Here is an 18,618-nt window from a genome sequence, read left to right as displayed (position 1 = left end):
AAGCCCTATCAGGGTCATATCCAGGATTATCCTTTACCGAGATGACTCGCAGCGGATCCGATGGCTGACATCCCTCTCCTCTCACCTGACCTTGCCAAGGCTGCTTCATCGTCCGACGAAGCGCCTCTCTATCTTCCGCGAAAGCAGATCTATCCCCAGGCAGTGAAGGGCCGCTTTCGCACGATCAAATGGATGGTGCTCGCCATCACCCTCGGCATCTACTACTTTCTGCCCTTCATCCGCTGGGATCGCGGCCCGCACGCGCCGGACCAAGCCATTCTGGTCGATCTGGCCAACAGCCGCTTCTATTTCTTTTTCATCGAGATCTGGCCGCAGGAAGTCTATTACATCACCGGCCTTCTGATTCTGGCATCTCTCACCCTTTTCCTGATGAACGCCGTCGCCGGTCGCGTCTGGTGCGGCTATCTCTGCCCGCAGACGGTCTGGACCGACCTGTTCTATGCCGTAGAACGGCTTATTGAGGGCGATCGCCGCGAGCGCATACGTAACGCGAAGCAGAAGCTGACTCTTGCACTTGCCGTCCGCAAAGGTCTTAAGCACTTCATCTGGCTCATGATAGCTTGGTGGACCGGGGGTGCCTGGGTGCTCTACTTTGCCGACGCGCCGTCCCTGGTGCGGGATCTGGCCACCTTCCAGGCTCCTGCCCTGGCCTATATGTGGATCGGCATTCTCACCTGCACCACCTATACGCTTGCCGGATGGATGCGCGAGCAGGTGTGTACCTACATGTGCCCATGGCCACGCATCCAGGCGGCGCTCACCGACGAATACGCCCTCAACGTCACCTATCGCTACGACCGCGGCGAGCCGCGCGGTTCGATGAAGAAGAACGAGACCCTGAAGCTTCAGGGTCTTCCGGCTGGCGATTGTATCGACTGCGATCAATGCGTAGCGGTCTGCCCCACGGGCGTCGACATCCGAAAGGGACTTCAGCTCGACTGCATTCAATGCGGCCTTTGCATCGATGCTTGCAACACGGTGATGGAAAAGATCAACCGTCCTCTGAATCTCATTGCCTACGACACCGACATGAACGTTCAGGCGCGCATGGAGGGTCGGCCGGAGGTACACCGCGTTGTCCGTCCTCGCACCCTCTTCTATGCCGGGATCATTGCCCTGGTCGGCACGATCATAATTACATCGCTCGCCATACGGCAGAACATTTATCTGAGCGTGATGCACGACCGGAACCCGCTTTTCGTGCGTCTATCTGACGGCTCGGTCCGCAACGGATTCACGATCCGGGTCGCCAACAAGCATCTCGACGAGCGCCATTATGTGGTCGATGTAGAGGGAGTACCCGACCTGAAGCTCGACGTTGTGGGCGGCAAGCTCGACCAGCAGGGACGGCCTGTTCTATCCGTCGGCCCCGACCAGACTCTGGAAGCTCGCGTTCTGGTGACGGCCAGCCAGGTGGACCTGTCCACATCCGCCGATCTTCATTTCACCCTGACGGATCTTGCAAGCGGCGAAGCCGCGCGAGCAGCCGATCACTTCAAAGCTCCTTAAGGAACGGCTCATGTCCTCCACAACGATAACAGGCCGTCCTCCCCGCGTTCTGACCGGACGGATGGTTTTGTATTGTATCCTGGCCTTCTTCGGCAGCATCATCGCCATGAACGTGGCGATGATCCGCGTTGCGGTCTCAAGCTTCAGCGGCGTGGAGACGGAAAGCTCCTACAAGGCGGGGCTCGCCTTCAAGAACGACGTGGCCGCAGCCCATGCTCAGGACGTGCTCCACTGGTGGGTGGAGGCCAATCTGCAACGAAAAGCCGATGCAGCGCGTGTGCTGATCAGCGCCAGGGATGCCGACGCGCGTGCGCTCTCGGGCCTCGCTCTTGAGGCGCAGTTGGCGCATCCGACCGACAAGCGCCACGATATCGTGCTGGAGTTTGTTGAAACCACTAGCGGTCAGTTCATGAGCCTCACGCCGATGCCGCACGGACATTGGGATCTCGTCATCACGCTCAAACGGGCCGATGCACCCGTGTTCCGCTCCAAGAACCGCATCTCGCTCTAAAAGGGTTTACCATGACCGAGGCTCTCGACCTCTCCGTCTTCATCAAGCGTCAGGACAACGGCACAGTCCATCTCGACCTCGCCGTGGAGGGTATCGATTGCGCAGCCTGCATCGGCGACATTGAGGGTGGTCTGCAGCATCTGCCAGGCGTCCTAGATGCACGCCTCAACTACACCACCCATCGGCTTGCCGTGAAATGGAAGGGCGAACTTGCGCCCTCCGCCATCATCGATGCATTGCAAGATCTCGGATACCGCGCACACCCGTTCCAAGCCCGTCTGGTCGAGGAAGAGGAAACGCGGCGCAGCCAATGGCTCCTCAAATGTCTTGCTGTGGCAGGCTTTGCCTCCATGAACATCATGCTGCTGGCTGTGTCCGTCTGGTCTGGCAATGTCACTGACATCACCCCCGAGACGCGCGATTTCTTCCACTGGCTCGCAGCCTTCATCGCGCTTCCGGCTGTTGCCTATGCTGGCCAGCCGTTCTTCCGCAGTGCGATTGGCGCACTGAAGGTCGGGCGGACCAACATGGATGTTCCGATTACCATCGGCATTCTGCTGGCCCTCGTCATGTCCGTGATCGAGACGATCAACCATGCCGAGCACACCTATTTCGACTCGGCGGTTATGCTCCTGTTCTTCCTGCTCTGCGGCCGCTACTTGGACCAGGCAATGCGCCGCAAAACCCGGGCCGTTGCCGGAAATCTCGCAGCGCTCCAGGCGGAGGTGGCGCACCGGATCGATCGGAGCGGCGAACCGGTTCTCGTGCCCACGGCGGCCCTCAATCCGGGCGATCGCGTCCTCATTCGGCCAGGGGAGCGGATCGGTGTCGATGGGGTGATCCTGTCCGGCTCCTCCGATCTCGACGAGAGCCTTGTCACAGGAGAAACCGTTCGCCGTCCCGGCAGTCCGGGCGATGCGGTCTATGCGGGCAGCCTGAACTACAGCGGTACTCTGACGGTTCAGGTGACGGCAGCAGGCACCGGCACTCTTCTCGACAAGGTCGAGCGCCTGCTCGAAACCGCCTCTGCGGCAAAGTCGCGCTATGTGCAGTTCGCCGACAGGGTGGCGCGGGCCTATACGCCGGTGGTGCATCTAGCAGCGCTGCTGACCGCGATGATCTGGGTCGCCAACGGGGCATCCTTGCATGATGCTCTCATTACGGCGGTGGCCGTGCTCATCATCACATGCCCCTGCGCTCTGGCGCTAGCGGTGCCGGTGGTACAGATCGTCGCCTCCGGAGCCCTGTTTCGCTCCAACGTGTTCTTGAACGCGGGCGATGCACTGGAGCGCCTTGCAGTCGCCGACACGGTCGTGTTCGATAAGACCGGTACCCTGACCCTACCGGACATGCAGGTCGCCAATGCGGACAAGGTTCGCCCGGACCTGCTTGAATCGGCAGCACGCCTTGCCCTATCGAGCCATCACCCGCTCGCGCATGCCGTCGCTCAGGAAGCCAGGCTCCGCACCCCCTATGAGGGAGCTGTCGAAGAGGCAGGACAGGGCGTACGCGCTACTGCGGACGGCGTGAAGTTGCTTCTCGGCAGCCCGGCCTATTGCGGCGCATCCGATCTCCTGGCGGACGCAGTCGGTCGGGAGGCCGATGTTTCCGTAATCGCCTTCGCCCGCGGAGATGAGCGAACGATCCTATTCGTGCGTCAGACTCTGCGCCCGGATGCGGCCGCCACAGTGAAGGCGCTGAGGGATCTCGGCGTCGACTGTCGTATTCTTTCCGGTGATCGGCCCGAGGCGGTCGCGCCGATTGCTGCCATACTCGGCATCGAGGAATGGAAAGCAGGTGCCAAGCCTGCTGACAAGATCGACGTGCTCGAAGGCCTCAAGGCCCAGGGCCGAAAATTACTGATGGTAGGCGATGGTCTCAACGATGCGCCTGCCCTTGCGGCCGCGGATGTATCGATCTCTCCGATCACCGCCTCGGATCTGACCCAGGCTCAAGCGGATGCCGTTTTCCTTGGCGAGAAGCTTGCGCCCATCGCAGACGCCGTCATCATCGCCCGGCGGGCGCATCATCTGATGCGGCAGAACCTGATTCTGGCCCTGATCTATAACCTCGTTGCGGTTCCTCTGGCCTTCCTAGGCTACGTGACTCCTTTGGTGGCAGCGCTTGCCATGTCCGGTTCTTCGAGCTTGGTCACGCTGAATGCCCTGCGGGCGCGAGGCCGCAAAAGCCAGCCCAAAGCAACGCAGCCGCCGCAATCCGTTTCGGCCGATTCGGCCCTGCAAGGAGCCTGATCACATGGATGTTCTGCTCTATCTCATTCCTATGGCTCTCCTCCTCGGCCTTTCGGGCCTCGCGGCCTTCCTCTGGTCCTTGAAGAACAGCCAATACGACGACGTGGAAGGCGCGGCCCTGCGCGTGCTCACGGATGACGACATCTGGCCATGACACTCTCGAATGCAATGCCGCGCGCGGGCCATCTCGAATGCCTTTGCGCGCCGGCAGTCTCCGACAGCAGCATCCCCGATCATCGCGGCACGGTGCTTCTGGCGGCCGCCTTTGCGCTGTCCGTACTGTCGCAGGTTCTCACTCTCACTGTTCTGCCGGTTGCAGGCATGGCCCTTGCCCCAAGCGGCCCATGGATGATGCTGCCCTATGCAGCCTTCTATGCGGGTGCGGCTCTTGCCAGTCTCCCGGCCTCCCTTCTGCTCGATGCCATGGGCCGCCGGGCCGCATTTTCCCTAGGAGCGAGCCTTGGCATCGCGGGCGGCCTGATCCTGGCCTGGGCTCTGGTGCACTGGCATTTCGGAGCTTTGGCCTTGGGGGCGTTCTGGCTCGGCATTGCAAGCGGCTTCAGCCTCTTCTACCGGCATGCGGCCGCGCCTCTTGGCGGCCGGAGCACCAGCGACACACTGCTGGTCTTCGGAGCAGCCACGCTCGCAGGTCTCCTCGCCCCAACGGTCGCCGACACAGCGGGAAGCTTGACAACTCCGAATGCCGCTGTCGGACTGGCGCTAGCATCCGCCCTGGCCCATGTGGGTTCGCTCCTGATCACCGCGACCCTGCCCTACCGGCGGCGTAGCACCCAACACCCGTCACGCACGGCGGCAGGATGGCGGCGGATCTTGTGGCCGAGCCTGATCGGCGCAGCCGGATGGTTCGCCATGACGGCTTTGATGGGTGCCACCCCCATCGCTATGATCGGCTGCGGCCTTGCGGACGCAGTGCCAGGAGCCATCGCGTGGCATGTGATCGCCATGTATGCGCCCTCGCTGGCTCTGGCAGGGTTCAGGTCGATCCGCCCGAGGCAGCTGACTATGGCCGGCAGCGCGCTAGTGGGTGCTGCGGCCGTCCTCTTCCTGCTGCCCGGCATCAGCGGCTCCTTTTCGGCATCGGCAGCAGCTCTAGGCATGGGCTGGTCCCTCGTGACCCTTGGCACAACCTTGTGGCTACATGAGGAGGGGGAGCTGTCGCGGCTTCTCCTGGGCCTTCATGACGCAGGTCTGCTGGGCGCAGCCCTGCTCGGAGCCGTGGCGGCCGGCTTCGTTCCATAATCCACTGATTTTCCACGACATGCCTGACCGTAGGAAGCCGTCTGGCAGTATGGTAGGAACTAAGATTGAAACAATGCCTTCTACCGAAAGGATCCTTGTCCTGTCTATGGAGAGCTTGTTCCGCATAGGAGAACCTTTTGACCGGCCCGGCTTCCGACCCTGCCCCTTCGCCTCACCAGGATGTGGATTTCCACCTTCTAGTGGATGCGGTGACGGATTATGCGATCTGCATGCTCGACAGCGATGGGCGCATCATCAGCTGGAATACAGGCGCCGAGCATATATCGGGCTGGAAGAAGGGCGAGATTCTGGGACGCCATTTCTCAGTTTTTCACCCACCTCAGGATGGCAGCGGCGGCAAGGCCGACAGCGAATTGGAGATTGCCCGCGAGACGGGTCGGTTCGAGGCGCAAGTCACGCGCATGCGCAAGGATGGCACGAGCTTCATCGCCCATGTGAGCACGACGCCGTTGTGGAGCGAGGCAGGCCAACTGCGGGGCTACGCCAAGGTCACGCGGGACATCACCGAGCGAGTAGCCGCCGAGGAAGCGCTGAAAACCCGTGAGGCGCATCTGCGCTCCATCCTGGAAACGGTGCCGGACGCCATGATCGTCATCGACGAGCAGGCACACATCCAGTTCTTCAGCGCCGCCGCCGAGCGCCTGTTCGACTATGAGGCCGAGGAAGTCACGGGCAAAAACATCAAGATGCTCATGCCTAACCCCTATCGGGACCAGCACGACAATTACATGAACCGCTATCTTTCGACGGGTGAGCGGCGGATCATCGGCATCGGCCGCGTGGTGGTGGGGCAACGCAAAGATGGCTCGACCTTTCCGATGGAGCTTGCCGTCGGGGAGATGCGGTCGAGCGGCCAGCGATATTTTACAGGCTTCATCCGCGACCTGACCGAGAGGCAGAGAACGGAAGCGCGCCTTCAGGAGCTTCAATCCGAGCTCGTGCACATGTCGCGCTTTACGGCTTTGGGCGAAATGGCCTCGACCCTGGCGCACGAGATCAACCAGCCGTTGACCGCCATCGCAAACTATCTCAAGGGCTCCCGCCGTATCCTGCAGCGCATGGACGGGCCTGAGGTGCCCATGCTTCAGGAGGCCGTCAGCCAAGCCGCTGATCAGGCTCTGCGGGCCGGGCAGGTCATTCGCCACCTGAGAGAATTCGTGGCTCGCGGTGAAAGCGAACGTCATATCGAAAGCCTGCCCAAGCTCGTCCAGGAGGCAAGTGCTCTCGCCCTCGTCGGCGCCAAGGAGAAGGGCGTCCGCGTAAGCTTCAGTCTAGATCCCGATGCACTCCTGGTTCTGGCGGACCGCATCCAGGTGCAGCAGGTGCTTCTCAATCTCATCCGCAATGCCATTGAGGCGATGCAGGACGCTCCGCGCCGGGAACTCGTCGTGGCGACCCAGGCTTTGCCCAACGAGAGTCTTGTCGAGGTGAGCGTGTCTGATACCGGAACCGGCATCGCATCAGAGATTGCGGAACAATTGTTCCAGCCTTTCATCACGACGAAGAAGCACGGAATGGGTGTGGGCTTGTCGATCTGCAGAACGATCGTCGAGTCGCATGGCGGCAAAATATGGGTTGAGTCGGAGCCAAATCGGGGAACCGTCTTCCGCTTCACTCTGCGGTCCGTTAGTCATGAGGAGTTGGTGAATGCCGAATGAAGCTGTTGTGCATGTAGTGGACGACGATCTGGCCGTGCGCCAGTCTCTCTCCTTCCTGCTCGCATCAGACGGCCTGCCGGTTCGTCTTCATGAATCAGCCTCGGGATTTCTCGATAACGTGCAGGACTCATCCGTCGGATGTGTCATCACCGATGTGCGCATGCCGGGCATCGACGGCATTGAGTTCATCCGCCGACTGAAGGCGCGTGGCTTCACGCCTCCGGTCATCGTCATGACGGGCCATGCGGACGTTCCGCTGGCCGTTGAAGCCATGAAGGAAGGCGCAATCGACTTCATCGAGAAGCCCTTCGACGACGATCTTTTCCTTGCGGCGGTCCGGGCTGCGCTCAAGCGGCAGGAAAAACATGTCCAAGAAGACGCCCAAATCACAGAGGTGAGGGCGCGAATCCAATCCCTCTCCGAGCGTGAAAGCCAAGTTCTTGAGGGCCTTGTTGCCGGAAAGGCTAACAAAGTCATCGCTTACGACCTAGGCATCAGCCCGCGAACCGTCGAGATCTACCGAGCCAACGTCATGAGCAAGATGCAGGCGGCGAGCCTCTCGGACCTCGTGCGCATGGCACTTCTCGCAAGTGATCACACGGGTGGGGCTGTTTCCGGCCCTTAAGGAGAATTCCTGAATAGGTCTGTCCGCTCGAATTGAGGCATATCAAACGCTTAGTCCCATCGATGGATTAGGTCTTAGCCGATCCGAGAGCCAGGGACCTAGCAGGGCCTTATCATGTCCATGACACCAGGGCTTGTCATCGTGGTGGACGATGACGACGCTGTCCGACAATCACTGAAGTTCGCCCTTGAGATGGAGGGCCTGAACGTGCGCCTCTATGAGAGCGGCGACGCACTCCTTGCGGACAAGGACCTGCCCGTCAGCGGGTGCCTCGTAATCGACTATCACATGCCGGCCATGGACGGCGTCGAACTGATCGACCGACTGCGGCGGCGCGCCGTTAGGATGCCCTCCATCCTGATTACCGCGAGAGCCACCAAGGATCTGCACAGGCGGGCGTCCCGATCCGGCTTCCGCGAAGTGCTGGAAAAGCCCTTTGAGGACGAGGCCTTGATCGACAGCATTCTTGAAGCCCTCACCATCCCCGCGTGATGACCTCCGGGATATCCCTTAGGGAGAGCATCTGAATTTAACGGTCCCGCTTGCCAGAGTAACCATGAACTCACGTTAGACACCGAACACGGCGAGAGTTCTATGCAAACCGCAAATGCCGCTCTGAATTCCCACGCAGCCCCAAGCGCTGCGCTCCTGCGCGGCACTCCGCTGGCGCGCAGTGCTCCCGAGGCTTCTGCACTCGGCTCTTTCCGACGCCTGGCCAAGGATGAGGAAGTTTTCGTCGAAGGCGATCGGGCAGCCTTTTTCTATAAGGTGCAATCCGGCGCAGTCCGGACGTTCAAGCTATTGAGTGACGGGCGCCGGCAGATCGACGCGTTCCATCTTCCGGGTGACATCTTTGGCATTGAGCCGGGCGAGGAGCATCGCTTCAGCGCCGAGGCTGTTGGGGACGCAACCGTCATTTCCTACCGCCGGTCCAATCTCAACGCTGAGACCAAAGACGCTGGCGACATCCCCAACGAGATGATACCCGCGGTACTGCTGTCCCTCGTGCGGGCCCAGAATCATATGCTTCTGCTCGGCCGCAAGAATGCTGTCGAAAAAATAGCCAGCTTTCTTCTGGATCTGTCCGGGCGCACCGCGAACACCGATCAGATCGACCTTCCGATGTCCAGAACCGACATCGCCGATCACCTCGGTCTGACGATCGAGACGGTTTCACGCTCGCTGACGCAGCTCGAGCGCCAAGGCACTATCGAATTGCCTGCACATCGACGCTGCATTGTGCTTCGCAACAAGCCAGCTCTGGAACGCCTCGACATGTGAACCGACGATCCTTCTTAAGGGGTTGCAAACTCGGAGAGCACAATCGAAAAGTCCGTTTGCCAGAACATCCCAGAAAATCAGTCTGCTCGCGGAACGTGCCAGTAGTTGGCCGCTTCCGATCTTCATCCTTCCGCTGAATTCATTCTAACCTCCCTTGACCGCTCCGGCCGTTAGCCCGGCTACGATCTGTCTCTGCGCAACAATCGTCAGCACGAGGACAGGCAGGGTCACGATCAGTGCTGACGCCGCCAAGGGACCCCAACTCAGCTGCTCGAAGGACAGCATGTTATAGACAGCGACGGGCAAGGTTCGGGTTTCCCGTCCTGCCAGCACGATACCGAAGACAAAGTTGTTCCAGGAAAAGATCACCGCGAGGATGAAAGCAACGGTGACACCAGGCTTGGCAATGGGCAGGGCGATATGGCGAAAGACATGCCATCGATTGGCACCGTCAATGACGGCAGCCTCCTCCAGTTCGAGTGGGGTTGTCTCGAAGTAACCGATCATGATCCAGATGACGATCGGGACCGTGATCACGAGATGCGCGATGATCTGCGGCACCAAGGTGCCCATAAGTCCCAGCCATTGGAAGAGCAGGAAAAGCGGGATCAGGTATGACAGCCCCGGAGTCATGCGGGCAATGAGCACGACCACGGCAGCTTTGGTCGCCTTCATACGGGCGATGCCATAGCCCGCAGGCACACCGATCAGGAGGGCGAGGCCTGTTGCGGCACCCGTGACGATCAGGCTGTTGAGAAAGAAGAGGCCGAAACGGTTTGACTCGAACACACCCGTATAATTCTTCCAGGCGAACCTCTCCGGGATCAGGATAGGCGGGTAAGCGGCGTTATCGACCTCGAATTTCAGCGAGAGCGAAGCCATCCAGAGAAAGAAAAGGATGGCTGGAGAAACCAGCACGAGGCCGACGAACAGCAGGCCGAGCGAATTGGTGGCTTTCCGGAGGTTCATGCTCACCCCTGAACGTCGATCCACTTCGTACGCTGACGAAGATGGAGCATGAGGAGGGACAGGGCGATGACGATGGCGAAGAACACGACCGCTATGGCCGATCCGTACCCGACATCGTAATAAGCGAAAGCGACGCTGTAGAGATAGAGATTGATCGTCTCCGATGCCGTGCCAGGCCCGCCCTGGGTGATGGCATAAATGATGTCAAAGCTTTTCAGGGCATCGATAGTCCTGATGATCACGGCAACCATCAGAAACGGCGCGATCATCGGCAACGTGATGTAGCGGAAGCGTTGAAAAACAGTTGCTCCGTCGATGGCCGCGCTTTCGTAAGGCTCCGTTGGAATAGCGGCTAGCCCGCCCAGGACGATCAACATGACAAGAGGTGTCCACTGCCAGGTCTCAACCAGGACCAGCGACGGGATCACCGTCGAGGGACTAAAGACCCAAGCCTGCGGGCCGATGCCGACCAAGGACAAGAGGTAGTTTAACACGCCCAATTGCGGATGGAACATCATCGTCCACACCAGGGCGACCGCAACGGGCGTAGCCATCATCGGCATGACGAACACGCCACGCAGAATGCCCCGGAACGGCAGACGGGAGTTGAAGATGAGGGCTGCCAGAGTGCCGAAGATCAACGGCAGCACCACGGCGAGAAGCGTGTAGACGAGGGTATGACCCACTGAGGTCAGAAAGCGCTCGTCCGATCCAAGACGCATGTAATTGGACAAGCCGGTGAAGCGCCGAGCTCCACCGACCGTCCATTCATGCATGCTCATCCAGACCGTGAAGACCCACGGGAACACGATCACTGATCCCACCACGGCCACGGCAGGAACCACGAAAGGCCAGTAGGCACTTTTCGGACGCGCGTCCGTAACGGAGACTGTTACCGTCAACGGAGCGGTCTGGCGCTCAGCCATGGTGGCCATGAACGTTCTCCACCATGCTAACCTTCTCATGGCCGGATTGCATCAAGCCTTCTCGCTGCGCTCAAGGACGGGCTTGAATTGCTCGGTCGCCTTTTTCATTTCGACAGCCGGGTCCCCTCCTCCCAGAAGGTTTGTCAGGCCGATGCCGATAATGTCGCGGAACTCCGTCACTGGTTGAATGACGGGAAGACCGAGCTTGCTGATCTTGCCCGATTCCACCACCGCGTCGATCCAGGCCGGCGGCATCTTCACACCCTTGCGGGCCTCGGGATCGTTAAGAATCGACTGCCGGAACGGCACGCCGCCACCCGCCTGCAGCAGGCGGGCGCCCATCAGCTTCGAGACCGCCCATTGGCAGTAGAGATAAGCCGCCTCTTTGTTCTTGCTGGCAGCGGTAACCCCGATGCCGTCGCCGAACGTTGCCGAGGCCTGAGCCTTCGGTCCGCGCGGCATGACGCCATAGCCAACCTTGCCGACAACCCGCGACTTCTCCGGATCCTCCAGCGGGGGCGCAAAGCCGACACCATCGAGCCACATGCCGATCTTACCCTGCAGGAAAGCCGATTGGCATTCGGACCAGTTGAACCCGGCAACACCCTGCGGAGCAGACTTGGTGAGGAGGCGCTGATAGAGGCGCGCAGCCTCGATCGCCTCTGGTGAGTCGGTCATCAGATTACCATTGGCATCAACGGGATCGATGCCCTGGCCGAGGAGGAAGCTCGTCCAGACGGGAACATTGGCGTTCTTCAAGCCGCGTGCAACGAAACCGTAGGTCCCCTCCTTCGGATCCGTCAGCGCCTCCGCTACCTTCACCATCTCGTCGAAGGTCTGAGGATAGGCCAGTCCCTTCTTCGCAAAGAGTTCCTTGTTCCAGTAGACCAGCCAGTAATCGACCGAGAATGGCAGCGACAGCATCTGGCCCTGCGGGTTCTTCGCGTAAAGCAGACCGGCCTGAGAGAAATCGCTCTCGGTCAGGCTGGCTTCCGTCAACTCGGGATTCTTCATGAACGCATTCAGGTCCGCGAGCCAGTTGGCCTTCTCGAACTGGCGCTTCTGCACGTGATAGCTGATATGCACTACATCGAAGCTCGGGCTTCCCGAATTCAATTCGATCACGGCTTTCTGCCGCTGCTGCTGCTCAGGCGTCTGTTCGGATGAAACCTGAATGCCCGTCAGGTCGGTGAATTCCTTCTCGTACTTCTGCAGAACTTCACCACGTGGGCTCTTGATGAGGTTCACGCCGATCTTCGTACCGGCGTACTTCTTCCAGTTCACGTCTGCAAAGGCAGGCGTCACGCCGCCGAGACCGTATGCAGCCGCCGCCGCAGTGCCTGCAAGAAGTGTGCGACGCGTAATCGATCCGCCTGTAGCAGCCATGGCATTTCCTCCTTGTTACAGCCTAACGATCCTTTTGGACTCTTTTCCGTGCTTGCAAGCGATTAAGCACCATGTAACATGTTAGTGTCAACACAGCAGTCGTTCGACATTGTGTCGGAACTGTTCTTGGAGGCTCCCGTGTCGCTCAGCTTCGGTATCAGTCCTGCTCTCATCACGCCTTTTCTGGACGGGGAGGTCGATACTCATCGCTTGGCGGCCCATGCGAAAGACTGTCTCGACCGCGGTTGCCGTACAGTGACCCTTTTCGGGACGACCGGCGAAGGGCCTTCGGTCGGCGTCACCGAGCGCGAGCGTGTGGCAAACGAAATGGTGGCTCACGGCATCCCGGCGGAGAAAATGGTGGAGGGTGTCATTGCCTGCTCACTGGAGGAGGCAGCCTCCAGCACGAGCCAAGCCCTGCGCCGTGGTGCCCATGCGGTCCTGTTGGCACCGCCCTTCTATTTCCGTCCTGCTCTCGACGACGCCATATTCGATTGGTACTCGGCCGTATTCGAGGCCGTCGGCAACAACCTGCGAGACATCATCCTCTATCACATTCCTGGCATGACCGGGGTGTCGCTGTCCCACACGGTCGTATCACGCCTGATGGAGCGTTACCCAAACGCTATAAGAGGAGTCAAAGACAGCGAAGGGAATCCCGAGTCGACCTTTGCGCTGATCAACGCCTTTCCCAACATCGACATTCTTGTCGGCGACGAAAGATATCTCGGTCGCGCCTGTGCTGCGGGCGCCGCGGGGTCCATCTGCGGAGTGGCCAACGTTCTTCCCGAAGCCATAATTGCCTTGGCGGAGAACGGCCGAGACGACCCCCGCATAGTCGAACTGGTTCAGGAAATCGTTAGCCATCCTGTCGTTCCCATGGTGAAGGCACTCGTGGCTCATGTGCGTCAAGACCCGACTTGGGCTGTTGCAAGACCCCCGCTGCCGACCTTGGACAGGCAGAGCACGGCACGCGCCATTGCGTTGCTTGAGCCATTCGGTAGAGCGGCCAAGGCTGTAGCATGAGCGTGGTCCGCCCGGCGCCCCGCTCTGAAATCAAGCTGCGCGAGCGGGCCTATGACGTTTTCACCGAACAATTGCTGCGAAGCGAGATCAAGCCCGGCCAATTCTTGACCCAGCGGGAACTGGTGGCCCTCACGGGACAACCTCTCGGCGCCATTCGCGAACTGATCCCTCGACTGGAAGCGGAGGGCCTGATTGTCACCGTTCCGCAACGCGGCTTGCAGATCCTGCCTCTCGATATCACCTTGATTCGCAATGCGTTTCAGTTTCGGCTGATCCTCGAGCGGGAAGCGATCTCCTCCTTCACGCAGACCGCCAGCGATGACGCAATCGGGCGGATCGAGGCTGCGCATCAATCAATCATCTCATCGGCTCAAGCGGGCCTGACGGGTAAACTCGTGGCCGATGCTCAGCGGGTCGATCGGGAATTTCACGAAACGATTATCGACGACCTCAACAACGACATCATCTCGAAGGCGTATCGCGTGAACTGGATCAAGGTACGCCTCATTCGTCAGAGCGAGACGAGCCTCGACGAAGATCTTGTCATTCCGGTGATGCGGGAGCATCTCGCCATCATCGCGGCGATGAAGCGCCGTGACAGTTCGGCCGCAGTTGAGGCATCCGTTGCCCATATCATGAGCGCTCGGGCGCGGGCGCTCAGACTCGAATAAACAATGACCCACAAGCCTGTGATCTGCCTTGGATGCGCCTTCTGGGACACCATCTTCAAGATCGACCGGATCCCGAGCCATGGGACCAAGGTGCTGCCCCAAAAGGCCGTCCAGGCGGCCTCCGGCATGGCGACGGCCGCCGCAGTCACCATCGCCCGCCTTGGCGCCAACGTCGAACTCTGGGCGCGCGTCGGGGATGACCCAACGGGCGACAGTTTCTTGCACGATCTGTCACGGGAAACTGTCCGCATTGATCGTATCCGCCGGATCCAGGGTGCTCGGACGGCGTTCTCGACCATTCTCGTCGACAGCCTGGGGGAAAGACTGGTGGTGCCATACACCGATCCGTCGCTCGATCCCGATCCAAGTTGGCTTCCGCTTCATGAAGTCGCCAATGCCGCTGCCGTTCTCGTCGACATGAGGTGGCTGGAAGGAGCAAGGGTATTGCTTGCCGAAGCCCGTCGTCACGGTGTGCCGACCATCGTCGACGCCGATGTGGCACCTCCGGAAGCCCTCCGCGAGATAATCGCTCTGGCAGATCACGTGCTGTTCTCCGAACCTGCCCTATTCTCTCTCGCGGCCAGCAATTCACCGCGGGAGGCCCTGAAGGAGGTTGCAGAGGACCTCAAAGCCGATGTCGTCGGAGTGACGCTTGGCGCTGCAGGTGCATTGATATGGCAGCGAGGCGCATCGGCAGATTCCATCGACGAGTTCCCGTCGCTCCCTGTTCGGGCCGTGGACACCTTGAATGCTGGCGATGTCTGGCACGGCACATATGCCTACGGCCTCGTCAGCGGATGGGGCTTGGCACGGACGGTTCAGATGGCCAACGTCGCGGCGGCGATGAAGTGTGAGGAGTTCGGCGGACGGCTTGGCTCCCCCCATCTTCCGGAACTGCTGGAGCGATGCCGCACGGCTCTGCCGCTCCCAGCGGAAAGCCGAGCAGAGGTCAAATCCGTGTGAATCGCGCGATTCCGGGCGGCTCCATTCAGAGTTGATACGAGATACCACGGCGTTTCAGCGCTCAATCTCAACAAGCGGTTCACCGTAATCGATATCAACCGAATTCTCGGCCAAACCCCGGAAGAGGTCCACCGCCACTGCGGAATGTTCTTAGCCACATAACCGCGCGCGAAGGTGTAGGCTTAGAACGCACCCAATCTCAGCACATTGAGGAAAAAGTTGAGGCGATCGATGTCATCCACACGGCAAAGTTCTGGATGGTACCAATGTCAGCGCTATAGAACTCAGCGCCGAAGTTATTGGGAACTTTGCCTAGACCATCGCCAGAATGCCGCTGCAACTCTTAGCCTAGGCAGCATCCTAGCAGCCCTCACGACTGATTGAATTCCTGCCGCTCGTACCCTGACAACCAATAACCGAGGAGCCCGTGCGGGCTCCCTTTTGAGCCTTTTCCGGACTATTGAGGACCGACACGGGTTGAGTTCCACTGGCTCTCATGACCGAAGATACCGTGAATGCTGCAAATCGAGTAAAGGAAGAGCGAGCCGTCTTGAGAGGCGAGTGCGGGGTTATGTTCATGAGTTCATCCAGGGAGCGCATGGTCAACGGAAAACGCGAGTTGACCGAGGGGCTCGCCGCGCAGATCCTAGAGCATATCCGAGGCGGCGGGTTGGTCACAGGAACGCACCTGACCGCGCAAGAACTGGTCGAGCGGGTGCAGCGTCTCCCGCTTTCCGGTCGGCCAAGCGCTGCAGCTGCTCGCTGCCAAAGGTGTCCTCGTTCACGAGCGCAACCGGGGTTACTTCGTGTCGAACGCCACGAACGTGTCGCCCGAAATTCTTGGCCTATCCACCAAAGCCGATGAATCCGAAGTCTACTTTAGGATTGCGGAAGATCACCTCCAAGGCCGCGTGCCGGACTCGGCCTCCGAGGCATACCTCAAGGTGACTTACGGGATCTCCAAGGCCCAGTTAAACGCCGTGCTAGGCCAGATAAGCCCAGAAGGGGTGGGCCAAGCGCCGCCAGGGTTACGGCTGGTCGTTCTCGCCGATGCTGACGACACCGGAGAGCTTGGAACAGACCTACCGGGTGCGGCTCGCCCTCGAACCCGCCGCTTTGCTGGAGCCGACATATCGTCTTGATCCCGAAACGGCAGCTCGCTGCCGCGAGGTAGAGCTTCGGCTCCTCGGCGGCGCCACAGAAACAGACAGTGCCGCTGCCCTACACGAAAGGGGCGCGCGCTTCCACGAGGCGATCATCGGCGCATCCGGTAATCCCTTCTTCCTAGAGGCGGTTCGGTGCATCAACCCATCCGTCGCCTGCTCTCTTATCGCTCGATGGTCAACCGCAAGCGCTATCATAAGCAATGCGAGGAGCACCTCCAGATCCTCGACCTGCTCGAACAGGAGCGGAACGACGAGGCCTCGCAGGCTCTGCGCCTCCACCTGGAGCACACCATCGGGAACCTCCAGAAAATCAGGCCGATCCTGGAACATTGAACGATACAGCTGGGGCGAGCAAGGGAACCATTCTTATTGTCGAGACCCTGATATGCACAAAGCTGTCATTCGGACCATCGCGATGCCCTAGGAGGCCAATCCGGCCAGAGACACTTTCGATAGTGGGTTGATGGCTCAAATGTGATTGACCGTCCGCGACGCAGCCGCTCGGCGTGCATGAAGGCGCTGCTTGACCTTTGCTGTCGACGGGATGAGGTCTATCTACCGGTCACCGCGCACTGCCCTCAAGGTTTACGGATCAGCCAAGTGGATCATTCTCGAGCAGGATCGGCTGCCCATGCGGCGTCGCATGCGCCGCGCGATCCCAAGCATCCCGTCTTGCTGCTAGCGCTTGCTCAGTTGCAATACCCTTGTCCCCGACCAACTGCTCGATTGCAGCAAGCCAGTGCTGATAGTAGGTCAAGCCGTCGTCGCAGTCCCCAACGCCTTGGGCCTGTTTGATCGCAGCTGAGAGCGCTGTAGCCCACTCCGTCCAGGTAAACAGGCCCTGCTCGTATAGAACCAGCGTCATTGCGAAGGCTTGAGCCTCCCAAGGCTCTCGAAAGACAGGTTCTCCGTCATCACCGCGAAGAATCGGTGAGACGTCTGCGGCCACGCGGGCAAGGTCCTCATACCGGCTCAAGGTAGCTCTCCCAGGCATCGACTGAAACACTGAGTGTTGGATCCGCCTGCTCTCCCCAGAGCTCTCGGCCTGAGAAGCAAATCGTGTAGAGCCATTGCGGCTGCTCGCCTTGTCCATGAGCGTTCGCATCCGGGAAAACATGGGCACCATGCACCAGCTCAACAACGCCCATCTTGCCGCGAGCGTAGCGCGGCAGGCGGGTGTGGCCTTGCGGGTTCAGGTTGCGGGTCAGGACACGATTGCCTACCGCGAAGCGCGCCGGCCGCTCAGCCGGTCGCTCTGCTGGGCCGCCGCGGACCAGCACGGCGGGAACATCCTCCGCCTTCAGTACGCGCTTGATCGGAGCCGGCTCCGAAAGGGATTGGCCGCGCGTCAGTTCCTCCTTGGAGACGAGACCTGCCGCGACAATGAGCTTTTCGACTCCCTTGGTCCAAATCGCGTAGTAGCTCGAGGTAAGATACTCAGCAGGCGGCAAAGATTCGCGCGCGTGCCGGCTCATGTCGATGTTCCAACTGCTGGTCGCTCCCATCGCAAGCGTCAGACCGAAGGCTCGTCGCTCCCACTCGGCATGGAACCAGGGCTCGTCCTGCTCGATGGCGATTGGGCCAAAGCCCATCATGCCGCCGAGATCCTGCCCGCCGTTCATCGCATCGCCTCCGGCTGCTGGGCGAGACTGGTGCCGATCATGGAGTCGCGGGTGACGAGTTCAGCCAAGGCCTCCTCACTCATGCCTTCTGTCCCCTCGGGTCGCATCGGGATTACGAGGTACCTGACCTCTGCGGTCGAGTCCCAGACCCGAATTCGGGTGGTTTCCGGCAGGTATACCCCAAACTCGGCGAGAACCCTGCGTGGATCGAGCACAGCCCGGGAGCGGTAGGGGGCAGACTTATACCAGATGGGAGGAAGGCCAAGCACCGGCCACGGGTAGCAGGAGCACAAGGTGCACACGACCATGTTGTGCTCATCAGACGTGTTCTCGACAACCACCATGTGCTCGCCCTGACGGCCGACGAAGCCCAGTGACGCGATGGCGGCTGTCGCGTCGGCTCGGAGCCATTCACGGTATGTCGGATCGGTCCAAGCCTTGGCGACCACCTTAGCGCCGTTGCGTGGTCCGACCTTGACCTCATAGGTTTCGACCAGCGCGTCAATGGCCGCTGGATCGACATAGCCTTTTTCGACAAGGATGGACTCGAGTGCGCGCACCCGCAACTCGATCTCGGAGAGATGACTGTGGTCGTCATGATCGTGGTGGTGCTGGTTCATGCCTTACCGACCTGGCTGTATCCTTGCATGGCATCAATGCTAACCTGAGGGCGACAACACCGCTAGCTGTATGGGACAGCATCAGCTGGGAAGTTTCGATGCTAACCCAAAGCCGACGGCAGCCATAAAGC

At 60.2% G+C, this 18,618-nt stretch carries 18 protein-coding genes and 1 pseudogene; 13 read left to right on the top strand and 6 right to left on the bottom strand.

Annotation, left to right across the window (positions count from 1 at the left end; all coding sequences use genetic code 11):
• Nucleotides 1–60 precede the first annotated feature (60 nt).
• The 9 genes from ccoG (at nucleotide 61) to I2H36_RS14600 (ending at nucleotide 9,138) form a co-directional block, all read left to right on the top strand.
• Nucleotides 61–1,530: a cytochrome c oxidase accessory protein CcoG gene (ccoG, locus tag I2H36_RS14640; protein WP_196264647.1), complete on the top strand. Its 1,470-nt coding sequence runs from the start codon at nucleotides 61–63 to the stop codon at nucleotides 1,528–1,530.
• Nucleotides 1,531–1,540: 10 nt separating this feature from the next.
• Nucleotides 1,541–2,041 (top strand): FixH family protein, encoded by a 501-nt coding sequence (locus tag I2H36_RS14635; RefSeq protein WP_196264646.1) that lies wholly within the window; start codon nucleotides 1,541–1,543, stop codon nucleotides 2,039–2,041.
• Nucleotides 2,042–2,052: 11 nt separating this feature from the next.
• The gene (locus tag I2H36_RS14630) at nucleotides 2,053–4,293 is read left to right on the top strand and encodes a heavy metal translocating P-type ATPase (protein WP_196264645.1); all 2,241 of its coding nucleotides are present in this window, start codon (nucleotides 2,053–2,055) and stop codon (nucleotides 4,291–4,293) included.
• Nucleotides 4,294–4,297: 4 nt separating this feature from the next.
• Nucleotides 4,298–4,447, top strand: a complete 150-nt coding sequence (gene ccoS, locus I2H36_RS14625) for a cbb3-type cytochrome oxidase assembly protein CcoS (protein ID WP_196264644.1) — start codon at nucleotides 4,298–4,300, stop codon at nucleotides 4,445–4,447.
• Nucleotides 4,444–5,553: an MFS transporter gene (locus I2H36_RS14620; protein WP_196264643.1), complete on the top strand. Its 1,110-nt coding sequence runs from the start codon at nucleotides 4,444–4,446 to the stop codon at nucleotides 5,551–5,553. Before ccoS ends, I2H36_RS14620 begins: the two co-directional genes overlap by 4 nt.
• 137 nt (nucleotides 5,554–5,690) lie before the next feature.
• Nucleotides 5,691–7,232, top strand: a complete 1,542-nt coding sequence (locus tag I2H36_RS14615) for a PAS domain-containing sensor histidine kinase (RefSeq protein ID WP_281433001.1) — start codon at nucleotides 5,691–5,693, stop codon at nucleotides 7,230–7,232.
• The gene (fixJ, locus tag I2H36_RS14610; RefSeq protein ID WP_196264642.1) at nucleotides 7,222–7,857 is read left to right on the top strand and encodes a response regulator FixJ; all 636 of its coding nucleotides are present in this window, start codon (nucleotides 7,222–7,224) and stop codon (nucleotides 7,855–7,857) included. Before I2H36_RS14615 ends, fixJ begins: the two co-directional genes overlap by 11 nt.
• A gap of 114 nt (nucleotides 7,858–7,971) precedes the next feature.
• The gene (locus I2H36_RS14605; protein ID WP_196264641.1) at nucleotides 7,972–8,349 is read left to right on the top strand and encodes a response regulator transcription factor; all 378 of its coding nucleotides are present in this window, start codon (nucleotides 7,972–7,974) and stop codon (nucleotides 8,347–8,349) included.
• Nucleotides 8,350–8,451: 102 nt separating this feature from the next.
• Entirely contained in the window at nucleotides 8,452–9,138 is a 687-nt protein-coding gene (locus I2H36_RS14600) for a helix-turn-helix domain-containing protein (RefSeq protein ID WP_196264640.1), read from the top strand.
• A gap of 144 nt (nucleotides 9,139–9,282) precedes the next feature.
• Here I2H36_RS14600 and I2H36_RS14595 read toward each other — a convergent pair whose 3' ends face one another.
• The 3 genes from I2H36_RS14595 to I2H36_RS14585 are packed head-to-tail and all read right to left on the bottom strand — an operon-like array spanning nucleotide 9,283 to nucleotide 12,419.
• Nucleotides 9,283–10,107 (bottom strand): carbohydrate ABC transporter permease, encoded by an 825-nt coding sequence (locus I2H36_RS14595; RefSeq protein WP_196264639.1) that lies wholly within the window; start codon nucleotides 10,105–10,107, stop codon nucleotides 9,283–9,285.
• Nucleotides 10,108–10,109: 2 nt separating this feature from the next.
• Nucleotides 10,110–11,033: a carbohydrate ABC transporter permease gene (locus tag I2H36_RS14590; RefSeq protein WP_246718839.1), complete on the bottom strand. Its 924-nt coding sequence runs from the start codon at nucleotides 11,031–11,033 to the stop codon at nucleotides 10,110–10,112.
• Between the two features lie 51 nt (nucleotides 11,034–11,084).
• Nucleotides 11,085–12,419 carry an ABC transporter substrate-binding protein gene (locus I2H36_RS14585; protein ID WP_196264637.1) on the bottom strand — a complete coding sequence of 445 codons (1,335 nt, stop codon included), beginning with the start codon at nucleotides 12,417–12,419 and terminating at the stop codon, nucleotides 11,085–11,087.
• 78 nt (nucleotides 12,420–12,497) lie between these two features.
• On the opposite strand from I2H36_RS14585, the gene I2H36_RS14580 reads away from it, so the two are divergent.
• From I2H36_RS14580 to I2H36_RS20520, 4 genes and pseudogenes are all read left to right on the top strand, one after another.
• Nucleotides 12,498–13,445 carry a dihydrodipicolinate synthase family protein gene (locus tag I2H36_RS14580; protein ID WP_210331083.1) on the top strand — a complete coding sequence of 316 codons (948 nt, stop codon included), beginning with the start codon at nucleotides 12,498–12,500 and terminating at the stop codon, nucleotides 13,443–13,445.
• Complete coding sequence (locus I2H36_RS14575) at nucleotides 13,442–14,116, top strand: GntR family transcriptional regulator (protein ID WP_196264635.1); 675 nt, start codon at nucleotides 13,442–13,444, stop codon at nucleotides 14,114–14,116. Before I2H36_RS14580 ends, I2H36_RS14575 begins: the two co-directional genes overlap by 4 nt.
• A 3-nt stretch (nucleotides 14,117–14,119) precedes the next feature.
• Nucleotides 14,120–15,079, top strand: a complete 960-nt coding sequence (locus I2H36_RS14570) for a PfkB family carbohydrate kinase (RefSeq protein ID WP_196264634.1) — start codon at nucleotides 14,120–14,122, stop codon at nucleotides 15,077–15,079.
• A 1,050-nt stretch (nucleotides 15,080–16,129) separates the two neighbouring features.
• Nucleotides 16,130–16,578, top strand: a pseudogene (locus I2H36_RS20520) (GntR family transcriptional regulator).
• 259 nt (nucleotides 16,579–16,837) lie between these two features.
• Here I2H36_RS20520 and I2H36_RS14560 read toward each other — a convergent pair.
• The 3 genes from I2H36_RS14560 to nthA are packed head-to-tail and all read right to left on the bottom strand — an operon-like array spanning nucleotide 16,838 to nucleotide 18,487.
• On the bottom strand, nucleotides 16,838–17,221 hold the full coding sequence (locus I2H36_RS14560) for a nitrile hydratase accessory protein (protein ID WP_425523310.1): 384 nt from the start codon (nucleotides 17,219–17,221) through the stop codon (nucleotides 16,838–16,840).
• Nucleotides 17,208–17,867, bottom strand: coding sequence for a nitrile hydratase subunit beta (nthB, locus tag I2H36_RS14555; RefSeq protein ID WP_196264633.1), 660 nt, complete (start codon nucleotides 17,865–17,867; stop codon nucleotides 17,208–17,210). The genes I2H36_RS14560 and nthB overlap by 14 nt, the downstream gene beginning before the upstream one ends.
• The gene (gene nthA / locus I2H36_RS14550; RefSeq protein ID WP_196264632.1) at nucleotides 17,864–18,487 is read right to left on the bottom strand and encodes a nitrile hydratase subunit alpha; all 624 of its coding nucleotides are present in this window, start codon (nucleotides 18,485–18,487) and stop codon (nucleotides 17,864–17,866) included. The genes nthB and nthA overlap by 4 nt, the downstream gene beginning before the upstream one ends.
• Nucleotides 18,488–18,618: the final 131 nt, after the last annotated feature.

The organism is Microvirga terrestris (genome assembly GCF_015694425.1).
GTDB classification, from domain to species: Bacteria; Pseudomonadota; Alphaproteobacteria; order Rhizobiales; family Beijerinckiaceae; genus Microvirga; species Microvirga terrestris.
This window is presented reverse-complemented; position numbering and strand designations above follow the sequence as displayed.

Bases quoted from the DNA above. Each gene is read 5' to 3' on its own strand.
- I2H36_RS14635 (WP_196264646.1), top strand. From the start codon at position 1,541: ATGTCCTCCACAACGATAACAGGCCGTCCTCCCCGCGTTCTGACCGGA.
- I2H36_RS14620 (WP_196264643.1), top strand. From the start codon at position 4,444: ATGACACTCTCGAATGCAATGCCGCGCGCGGGCCATCTCGAATGCCTT.
- I2H36_RS14575 (WP_196264635.1), top strand. From the start codon at position 13,442: ATGAGCGTGGTCCGCCCGGCGCCCCGCTCTGAAATCAAGCTGCGCGAG.
- I2H36_RS14570 (WP_196264634.1), top strand. From the start codon at position 14,120: ATGACCCACAAGCCTGTGATCTGCCTTGGATGCGCCTTCTGGGACACC.
- fixJ (WP_196264642.1), top strand. From the start codon at position 7,222: ATGCCGAATGAAGCTGTTGTGCATGTAGTGGACGACGATCTGGCCGTG.
- I2H36_RS14590 (WP_246718839.1), bottom strand. From the start codon at position 11,033: ATGGCTGAGCGCCAGACCGCTCCGTTGACGGTAACAGTCTCCGTTACG.
- nthB (WP_196264633.1), bottom strand. From the start codon at position 17,867: ATGAACGGCGGGCAGGATCTCGGCGGCATGATGGGCTTTGGCCCAATC.
- I2H36_RS14580 (WP_210331083.1), top strand. From the start codon at position 12,498: ATGTTAGTGTCAACACAGCAGTCGTTCGACATTGTGTCGGAACTGTTC.
- I2H36_RS14600 (WP_196264640.1), top strand. From the start codon at position 8,452: ATGCAAACCGCAAATGCCGCTCTGAATTCCCACGCAGCCCCAAGCGCT.
- nthA (WP_196264632.1), bottom strand. From the start codon at position 18,487: ATGAACCAGCACCACCACGATCATGACGACCACAGTCATCTCTCCGAG.
- I2H36_RS14605 (WP_196264641.1), top strand. From the start codon at position 7,972: ATGTCCATGACACCAGGGCTTGTCATCGTGGTGGACGATGACGACGCT.
- ccoG (WP_196264647.1), top strand. From the start codon at position 61: ATGGCTGACATCCCTCTCCTCTCACCTGACCTTGCCAAGGCTGCTTCA.
- I2H36_RS14585 (WP_196264637.1), bottom strand. From the start codon at position 12,419: ATGGCTGCTACAGGCGGATCGATTACGCGTCGCACACTTCTTGCAGGC.
- I2H36_RS14630 (WP_196264645.1), top strand. From the start codon at position 2,053: ATGACCGAGGCTCTCGACCTCTCCGTCTTCATCAAGCGTCAGGACAAC.
- ccoS (WP_196264644.1), top strand. From the start codon at position 4,298: ATGGATGTTCTGCTCTATCTCATTCCTATGGCTCTCCTCCTCGGCCTT.
- I2H36_RS14595 (WP_196264639.1), bottom strand. From the start codon at position 10,107: ATGAACCTCCGGAAAGCCACCAATTCGCTCGGCCTGCTGTTCGTCGGC.